The 7,791-nt window shown below is 67.9% G+C and carries 6 protein-coding genes; 2 read left to right on the top strand and 4 right to left on the bottom strand.

Going from position 1 to position 7,791, the window contains the following annotated elements; translation table 11 throughout:
• The 4 genes from ACFWYS_RS20440 to ACFWYS_RS20425 all read right to left on the bottom strand — a co-directional run.
• The coding region (locus ACFWYS_RS20440) for a glycoside hydrolase family 13 protein (protein WP_384770562.1) at positions 1–1,746 on the bottom strand (1,746 nt) is incomplete at its 3' end.
• Between the two features lie 142 nt (positions 1,747–1,888).
• The gene (locus ACFWYS_RS20435) at positions 1,889–2,788 is read right to left on the bottom strand and encodes a sugar ABC transporter permease (protein WP_384770559.1); all 900 of its coding nucleotides are present in this window, start codon (positions 2,786–2,788) and stop codon (positions 1,889–1,891) included.
• A gap of 13 nt (positions 2,789–2,801) precedes the next feature.
• Complete coding sequence (locus tag ACFWYS_RS20430) at positions 2,802–3,806, bottom strand: carbohydrate ABC transporter permease (RefSeq protein ID WP_384770556.1); 1,005 nt, start codon at positions 3,804–3,806, stop codon at positions 2,802–2,804.
• 134 nt (positions 3,807–3,940) lie between these two features.
• A complete protein-coding gene (locus ACFWYS_RS20425) occupies positions 3,941–5,209 on the bottom strand; it encodes an extracellular solute-binding protein (protein ID WP_384770553.1) in 1,269 nt (422 codons plus the stop codon).
• 381 nt (positions 5,210–5,590) lie between these two features.
• Between ACFWYS_RS20425 and ACFWYS_RS20420 the strand changes: the two genes are divergently transcribed.
• Together ACFWYS_RS20420 and ACFWYS_RS20415 are read left to right on the top strand one after the other, a co-directional pair.
• Entirely contained in the window at positions 5,591–6,625 is a 1,035-nt protein-coding gene (locus ACFWYS_RS20420) for a LacI family DNA-binding transcriptional regulator (RefSeq protein ID WP_384770550.1), read from the top strand.
• Positions 6,626–6,767: 142 nt separating this feature from the next.
• Entirely contained in the window at positions 6,768–7,733 is a 966-nt protein-coding gene (locus ACFWYS_RS20415; protein ID WP_384770547.1) for a phosphatase PAP2 family protein, read from the top strand.
• Positions 7,734–7,791: the final 58 nt, after the last annotated feature.

Raw genomic sequence — 7,791 nt, 5'->3', positions numbered from 1 at the left:
GCCACACATAACCCCCCCCCCACCCGCGCCCCCCGGGGGGGGGCCCCATTTTGTTTGGCGCGCCCGCCCCCCCCTCGTCCACCACACCGTGGTGTCCGACGGGACCTTCGCCTCGCCGTCCGCCTCGGTGAGCTCGTCGCTGGTCAGGAGTACGCGGCCGTGGGCGGGGAGGGTCACGGACTCGCCGGTGGTGTTGGCGACGCAGACGAAGTCGCCGCGGCGGAAGGCCAGGACGCCCTCGGGTGCGCGCAGCCACTCCACCGCTTCGCCGGCGCCGAGGTCCCGGTGTTCGCGGCGGGCCGCGAGGGCGGCGCGGTAGAGCTCCAGGGTCGAGTCGGCGACGCCGGTCTGGGCCTCGACGCTCAGCTCCCCCCAGGACGCCGGCTGCGGCAGCCAGCTGCCCCCGCTGCCGAAGCCGTACGACGATCCGGTGCGCGTCCACGGGATCGGCACCCGGCAGCCGTCGCGGAAGCCGTCCTGGCCGGCGCCGCGGAAGTACGCCGGGTCCTGGCGGACCTCGTCGGGGAGGTCGACGACGTCCGGCAGGCCGAGCTCCTCGCCCTGGTAGACGTACGCCGAGCCGGGCAGGGCCAGCATCAGCAGGGTCGCCGCGCGGGCTCGGCGCAGGCCCAGCTCGCGGTCGCCCGCCGTGCGGATCTGGGTGCCGAGGCCCGGGGGGTTCGCGAAGCGGGTCGCGTGGCGGGTGACGTCGTGGTTGGAGAGGACCCAGGTGGCGGGGGCGCCGACGGGGCGCATCGCCTCCAGGGTGCGGTCGATGACCTTGCGGAGTTCCTCCGCGTCCCAGTCCGTGCCCAGGTACTGGAAGTTGAACGCCTGGTGCAGCTCGTCCGGGCGTACGTAGTTCGCGGTGCGCTCGACGGTCGGCGTCCACGCCTCGGCGACGAAGATGCGCTCGCCCGCGTACTCGTCGAGGATCGTGCGCCACTGGCGGTAGATCGCGTGCACACCGTCCTGGTCGAAGAACGGCATGACATCGTTGCCCAGCAGCTTGAGCTGCTCGTGGGATCCGAGGTCCGGCAGCCCCTCCGCCTTCACCAGGCCGTGTGCCACGTCGATACGGAAGCCGTCGACGCCCATGTCCAGCCAGAAGCGGAGGATGGAACGGAACTCGTCGCCCACCGCCGGGTGTTCCCAGTTGAAGTCGGGCTGCTCGGGTGCGAAGAGGTGCAGGTACCACTCGCCGGGGGTGCCGTCGGGCTCTGTGATCCGCGTCCACGCCGGGCCACCGAAGATGGACTCCCAGTCGTTGGGCGGCAGTTCACCGTTCGCGCCCTTGCCGGGACGGAAGTGGTAGCGGTCGCGCAGCGGGGAGCCGGGCCCCTCGGCGATCGCCCGCTTGAACCACTCGTGCTGGTCGGAGGAGTGGTTGGGCACCAGGTCGACGATGATCCGCAGGCTCAGCTCGTGGGCGTCGCGGATCAGCGCGTCCGCGTCGAGCAGGTTGCCGAACATCGGGTCGACGGCCCGGTAGTCGGCGACGTCGTAGCCGGCGTCGGCCTGCGGGGAGGCGTAGAAGGGGCTGAGCCACACGGCGTCCACGCCGAGGTCGCGCAGATACGGGAGACGGGAGCGTACGCCTTCCAGATCACCCATGCCGTCGCCGTTGCTGTCGGCGAAGCTGCGCGGATAGACCTGGTAGATCACCGCGTCCCGCCACCAGTCACGGCGCTTGGCGACGGTGGCGACGGCGGAGGTTTCGGCCGGGTCGGCGGAGTGCTGGCTCATGGCGTCCTTGATGCGTAACGGATGTGGGGTCATGGGTCAGGTCAGGTCAGGTCAGGTATGGGGCGGTGGTATGACGAGGCGGCCGCGGTGACAGCGGGGTCGGATGGACACCGCGACCGCCTCGGGCTTGCAGGGGCGAGCGTCAGCCCTTCGTGCCGCCCGCGGTGAGACCGGTGACCAGGTTCTTCTGTACGAAGTAGAAGAAGGCGGAAACCGGTATGGCGATCAGAACGGCCGTCGCGGCCATGAGATTGCGCTGCGCGTCATGCTCACTGACGAAGGTCTGCAGTCCGACGGCGAACGTGTACTTCGTGTCGGACAGCATGAACGTCGAGGCGAACGCGACCTCGCCGAAGGCCGTGAGGAAGCTGTAGAACGCGGCGACCGCGAGGCCCGGCTTGGCGAGCGGCAGGATCAGTCGCGCGAAGGTGCCGAAGGGGCTCAGTCCGTCGACGCGTCCCGCCTCGTCGATCTCGAACGGGATCGTGTCGAAGTAGCCCTTCATCAGCCAGGCACAGTACGGCACGGTCGTCGAGCAGTAGACGAGGATGAGACCGAGGTAGTTGTCGATGAGCTGGACCTCGGAAAGGATCTGGTACATCGGCACCATGAGGACCGCCACCGGGAACATCTGGGTGACGAGCAGTACCCACATGAACTTCTTGTAGCCCGGGAAGCGCATCCGCGAGACCGCGTACCCGGTCGTGGCGGAGATGACGACGCCGATCAGCGTGGTGCCCAGGGTGACGATGAGCGTGCTGGTCAGCCAGTCGAAGAACTTCGTCTCCTGAAGGACGAACGTGTAGTTGTCCAGCGTCATCTTCTTCCAGATGCCGCCCGGGTGGAGATAGTCGTCCTGGTCGGGGCCGAGGGACAGGAAGACCAGCCAGGCGACGGGGAAGAGCGCGATCAGGCTCGCCACGATCAGGATGCCGTGGGAGGTCAGGGACGCGCCGAGGCCGCGGCGGCGCACCTTGCGCGGGGTGGCGGTGGTCATGGAGTCCTGCTTGTTCACCGGGGTCTCAACAGTGGTCGTGCTCATGGGGACTCCTGCCTCAGATCGCGAGCTGCTGGTCATTGCGGTTCAGCCAGCGGCGGTAGAAGGAGGTGAAGACGACGAGGATGCCCAGCAGCAGCATGCCGTAGGCGGCCGACTGCGCGAAGTCGCGCGGCTGCTGTCCGAAGCCGAGGTAGTAGGCCCAGGTGACCAGGATCTGGGCGTCGGGGGCGGTGTCGCCGAACAGCAGGAAGATGATGGCGAACTGGTTGAAGGTCCAGATGATGCCGAGGAGTACGACGGTGGAGCTGACGGACCTCAGGCCCGGCAGCGTGACGTACCGGAACTGCTGCCACTTGGTCGCGCCGTCCATCTCGGACGCCTCGTACAGCGAGGAGTCGATGGACTGCAGTCCGCCCAGCAGCGACAGCATCATGAACGGCACACCGCACCAGGTGTTGACCATGATCGCGGCGAACCGCTGCCAGAAGGTGTCCTCCAGCCACAGCGGTGTCGGCAGATGCAGCGTCTCCAGGAAGGAGTTGATGATGCCGCCGTCGGCGAGCATGAACCGCCAGCCGAAGACGGTGACGAAGGTCGGCACGGCCCACGGCAGGATCAGGATCAGCCGGTACAGGGTGCGTCCGCGCAGCTTCTGGTTGAGCAGCAGGGCGAGGCCCAGGCCGACGGTGTAGTGCAGGGTGACGCAGGCCGCGGTCCAGAAGATCGTCCAGATGAAGTGCGACCAGAAGCGGTCGTACGCCGTGTCGCCCCACAGGATGTCGGCGTAGTTGTCGAAGCCGATGAACTTGTACGTGGCCTCGATCTCGTTGACGCCGATGGTGCGGGCGCTGTTGAGACTGTTGGCGTCGGTGAGGGTGAGGTAGAAGCCGTACACCAGCGGATACAGCACGAGGACGCCGAGGACGATCACCACCGGGGCGATCATCGCGTAGGCGTACCAGTGCTTCTGGTAGCCGTGCTTGAGGCGCTGGCCCAGTCCGGGCCGCGGCGCGCGGTCACCGCGGCGCTTGCCGGTCGCGCGGTCGATGGCGACTGTCATGGTTCGACAACCTTCGTGGAGATCGACAGATCGAGGGGTGTACGGCTGTACCGCTCAGGGGGTGTACGGCGCACAGGCCGGTGGCCGCCGGAACTCTCCCCCCATGATCAGGGAGTTCCGGCGGCCACTCGGGGTCACTTGCTGAAGTCCGGGACCAGCTTGGCGATGGAGGTCTCGGCGGTGCTCAGCCCCTTGTCCAGGGACTCCTTGCCACCGGCGACCTTCAGCAGCTCGGTGTCCAGCGGACCCCACAGGGAGCTGTACTCGGGCAGCGCCGGGCGCGGCTGGGCGGAGGCGAGGACGCCCTGGTAGCCGGCGATGCCCGGGTCCGCCTTGACCTCGGCCGTGTAGGCGTCGCCGCGGGTGGGCAGCGTGTTGTTCTTCAGGGCGATGGTCTCCTGGGCCTTCGCCGACGTCATGAAGTTCACGAACTTCAGCGCGGCCTTCATGTGCGCCTCGTCGGAGCCGGCGTACACGGAGAGGTTGTGGCCGCCGGTCGGGGCGCCCGCCTTGCCGGAGGAGCCGGCCGGGACGGTGGCGATGCCGAGGTTGGCCTTGTCCTTGAACGCGGAGCCCTTGTAGAAGTTGGTGATCTCCCAGGGGCCCTGCAGGATCGCGGCGACCTTGCCGCTGACGAACGCCTCCTGGATGTGGGCGTAGGCGTCGGCGGTGGTGTCGGCCTTGTGCAGGCCCTTGCCGTCGAAGAGGCTCAGCCAGGTGCCGTAGCCCTTCTCGGCCTCGGCGCCGGCGACGGTGATCTTCTTGGCGTCGGCGTCGACGGTGTCGGTGCCCTCGCCGTAGAGGAACGTCTGGGCGTAGTAGGCCTGGGTGGAGCCCCAGTAGCCGTCGACGCCGGTCTTGGCCTTGATCGTGGCGGCGGCCTTCTTCAGGTCGTCCCAGGTCTTGGGGGCCTCGACGCCGGCCTTCTTGAACAGGTCCTTGTTGTAGACGAACGCGAGGGTGTCCGTGGTGAACGGAACGCCGTAGACCTTGCCCTCGTACTTGGCCTGCTCGATCAGGTTGGGCTGGAACTTGGCCTGGTCGGCGAGCGCCTCGGTGCCGTCCAGCGGCAGGAAGTAGCTCTTCTTGGCGAAGGCGGGGGTCCAGCCGACCTCGGAGCGCAGGATGTCCGGGGCGCCCTTGGAACCGGCGGCGGTGTCGAACTTGTTCTGCGCCTGGTCGAAGGGGACGTTGACGTACTTGACCTTGATGTCCTTGTTGGCGGCCTCGAACTCCTTGACCAAGGCCTGGTACGTCGGCGCCTCGTTCGTGGCGTTGGAGGTGTCCCACCAGGTGATGGTGACCGGCCCGCTCGAATCGCTGCCGCTGTCTCCGCCGCCGCACGCCGTCGCCGCGAGAGCGAGGGACGCCACCAGCGCGGTGGCCGCTATGCCACGCCGCATGAGATCTCCTTGAGGGTGAAAGCCCGTGTGGTGCAGGGACGGCCCCGTCTGCCGGTCCCCGCTGTCTTGCCGACTGCGCCGTTGCGGCCGCCGGGCGACGTGAACGTAACAGCGTTGAAAGCTCTACGAAAGACCTTGCAGAAAAAAAGTGCAAGAGAACTCGGAAGTTACCGGGGCGTGACCGCGCGGCGACCACCATGAGACGCTTCTTTACAGCGGTGGGACGGTACTCGGACCACCTGTGCAAGACTCTGCAAGCTCTTGCCATCACTTTCACGAGGGAGCGCGATGACGCAGCAGCCCGGGCGAGGACGGCCAACAGGTCGCCCACGACGTCCGATTGGTGTGCAAGGCGCCATACGGCCGGTACAGTCCAGTGCCGTGACCACACGGCTAGCCGACATCGCTGCTCAGGCGGGGGTGAGCGAAGCGACCGTCAGCCGCGTCCTCAACGGGAAGCCCGGCGTCGCCGCCACCACTCGCCAGTCCGTGCTGGCCGCACTCGACGTGCTCGGCTATGAACGCCCGGTGAGACTGCGGCAGCGCAGCGAGGGCCTGGTGGGCCTGATCACCCCGGAGCTGGAGAACCCGATATTCCCCGCTCTCGCCCAGGTGATCGGGCAGGCGCTGACCAGGCAGGGCTACACCCCGGTACTGGCCACCCAGACCCCCGGCGGCTCCACCGAGGACGAGCTCACGGAGATGCTCGTCGACCGCGGAGTGGCCGGCATCATCTATGTCTCCGGACTGCACGCCGACACCACCGCCGACATGCAGCGCTATGAGCGACTGCGCGCCCAGGGTGTCCCCTTCGTCCTGGTGGACGGCTTCTCCCCCAAGGTCCAGGCGCCGTTCATCTCGCCCGACGACCGCGCCGCGATGACCCTGGCGGTCACGCACCTCGCCTCCCTGGGCCATACCCGCATCGGCCTGGCCCTGGGCCCCAAGCGCTTCGTCCCGGTCCAGCGCAAGATCGAGGGCTTCGTCCGCACGGTGCAGGACCAGCTGAACCTGCCGGCGGAGACCATCGAGAAGGAGCTGATCCAGCACTCCCTCTACACCCTGGAGGGCGGTCAGGCGGCCGCCAACGCCCTGATCGACCGTGGCTGCACCGCGGTGGTCTGCGCCAGCGACATGATGGCGCTGGGCGCGATACGAGCGGCACGGCAACGGGGCCTCGCGGTTCCGCAGGACATCTCGGTGGTCGGTTTCGACGACTCCCCGCTGATCGCGTTCACCGACCCGCCCCTGACCACGGTCCGCAAGCCGGTCCCGGCGATGGGCCAGGCCGCGGTGCGCACGCTGCTGGAGGAGATCGGCGGGACTCCGGCGCCCCACAGCGAGTTCGTGTTCATGCCGGAACTGGTGGTGCGCGGTTCGACTGCTTCGGCGCCCGGGAACAGGAACCACTCCTAACTCATCCCCAAGGTGGAGAAACGGCGCATCCTGCCCTGCGTTGGTAGGAGAATGGAGCTGTACGCCCGCCGTAGAACGTGCGTCCTGGACCCACCCGAGGGATGATCGGTCGGGGAAGGAATGTCTGGCAGACTCTGTGCCTATGGGTGACACCACCGTGACGACACTGGAAGGCCGGGAAGCGGCCGTTCCGCAACCTGTCGCGGACGAGACGGGTAGGGGTCCCCTGCGCCGACTTCGCACCCCGCGTCGCCCTCGCCTCTGGTTCGAGATCCTGTTGATCGCGGTGAGTTACTGGACGTACTCACTCATCCGCAACGCGGTCCCGGAGCAGAGATCAGAGGCCCTGCGCAACGCCGACTGGCTCTGGGACCTGGAGCACCACCTCGGCATCGCGGTCGAGGAGTCGATCAACCACACCGTGAACTCGGTGACTTGGCTCATCGTCGGCATGAACTACTACTACGCGACGCTGCACTTCATCGTCACCCTCGGTGTCCTGGTCTGGCTCTACCGTAGCCACCCCGGCCGCTACGCGGCGACCCGCCTGGTCCTGTTCGCGACCACAGGCGTGGCTCTGATCGGTTACTACCTGTATCCGCTCGCTCCCCCACGGCTGATGACCAACACCGCCTTCATCGACACGGTCATGGTCCACGACACCTGGGGCTCGATGGCCTCCGGCGATCTGAAGAACATGTCCAACCAGTACGCCGCGATGCCGTCGATGCACATCGGCTGGTCGGTCTGGAGCGGCCTGACGATCTTCGCCCTGGCAAGGGCGCCTTGGGCACGCATCCTGGGCCTGCTCTACCCCACGACCACCCTGATCGTGATCGTCGCAACGGCCAACCACTTCTGGCTGGACGCGGTGGGCGGCCTCATGTGCCTGGCCTTCGGCTACACAGTGGCGCGCCTCTGGTACGGAGCGCTCCCGCACGCACTCCCCCGATCGGTCCCGCAGCCGCGCACGGCGGAAAGGGGACGTGCCGGGGGGTGTCCGCCCGCAGCGGCGGGCGTCAAGAACCAGCACCTCTTGAGAGAGAGCAACCGCCCGACCGAGGACGGACACCCCCCGGCGCGGCCCCGCCCCACCCCCGAACCGTAGGCGGACGCTTACCCCCACCGACCGGCAACGGGCCGCTGCAGGCATCCCCCGCCCAACC

The organism is Streptomyces sp. NPDC059010 (genome assembly GCF_042740355.1).
Lineage (GTDB): Bacteria > Actinomycetota > Actinomycetes > Streptomycetales > Streptomycetaceae > Streptomyces.
The sequence above is the reverse complement of the archived record's forward strand: the minus strand, read 5'-3'. Positions and strand labels throughout refer to the sequence as shown.

Excerpts from the sequence above, each read along its gene's own strand:
- ACFWYS_RS20435 (WP_384770559.1), bottom strand. The coding sequence starts at position 2,788 with ATGAGCACGACCACTGTTGAGACCCCGGTGAACAAGCAGGACTCCATG.
- ACFWYS_RS20430 (WP_384770556.1), bottom strand. The coding sequence starts at position 3,806 with ATGACAGTCGCCATCGACCGCGCGACCGGCAAGCGCCGCGGTGACCGC.
- ACFWYS_RS20425 (WP_384770553.1), bottom strand. The coding sequence starts at position 5,209 with ATGCGGCGTGGCATAGCGGCCACCGCGCTGGTGGCGTCCCTCGCTCTC.
- ACFWYS_RS20415 (WP_384770547.1), top strand. The coding sequence starts at position 6,768 with ATGGGTGACACCACCGTGACGACACTGGAAGGCCGGGAAGCGGCCGTT.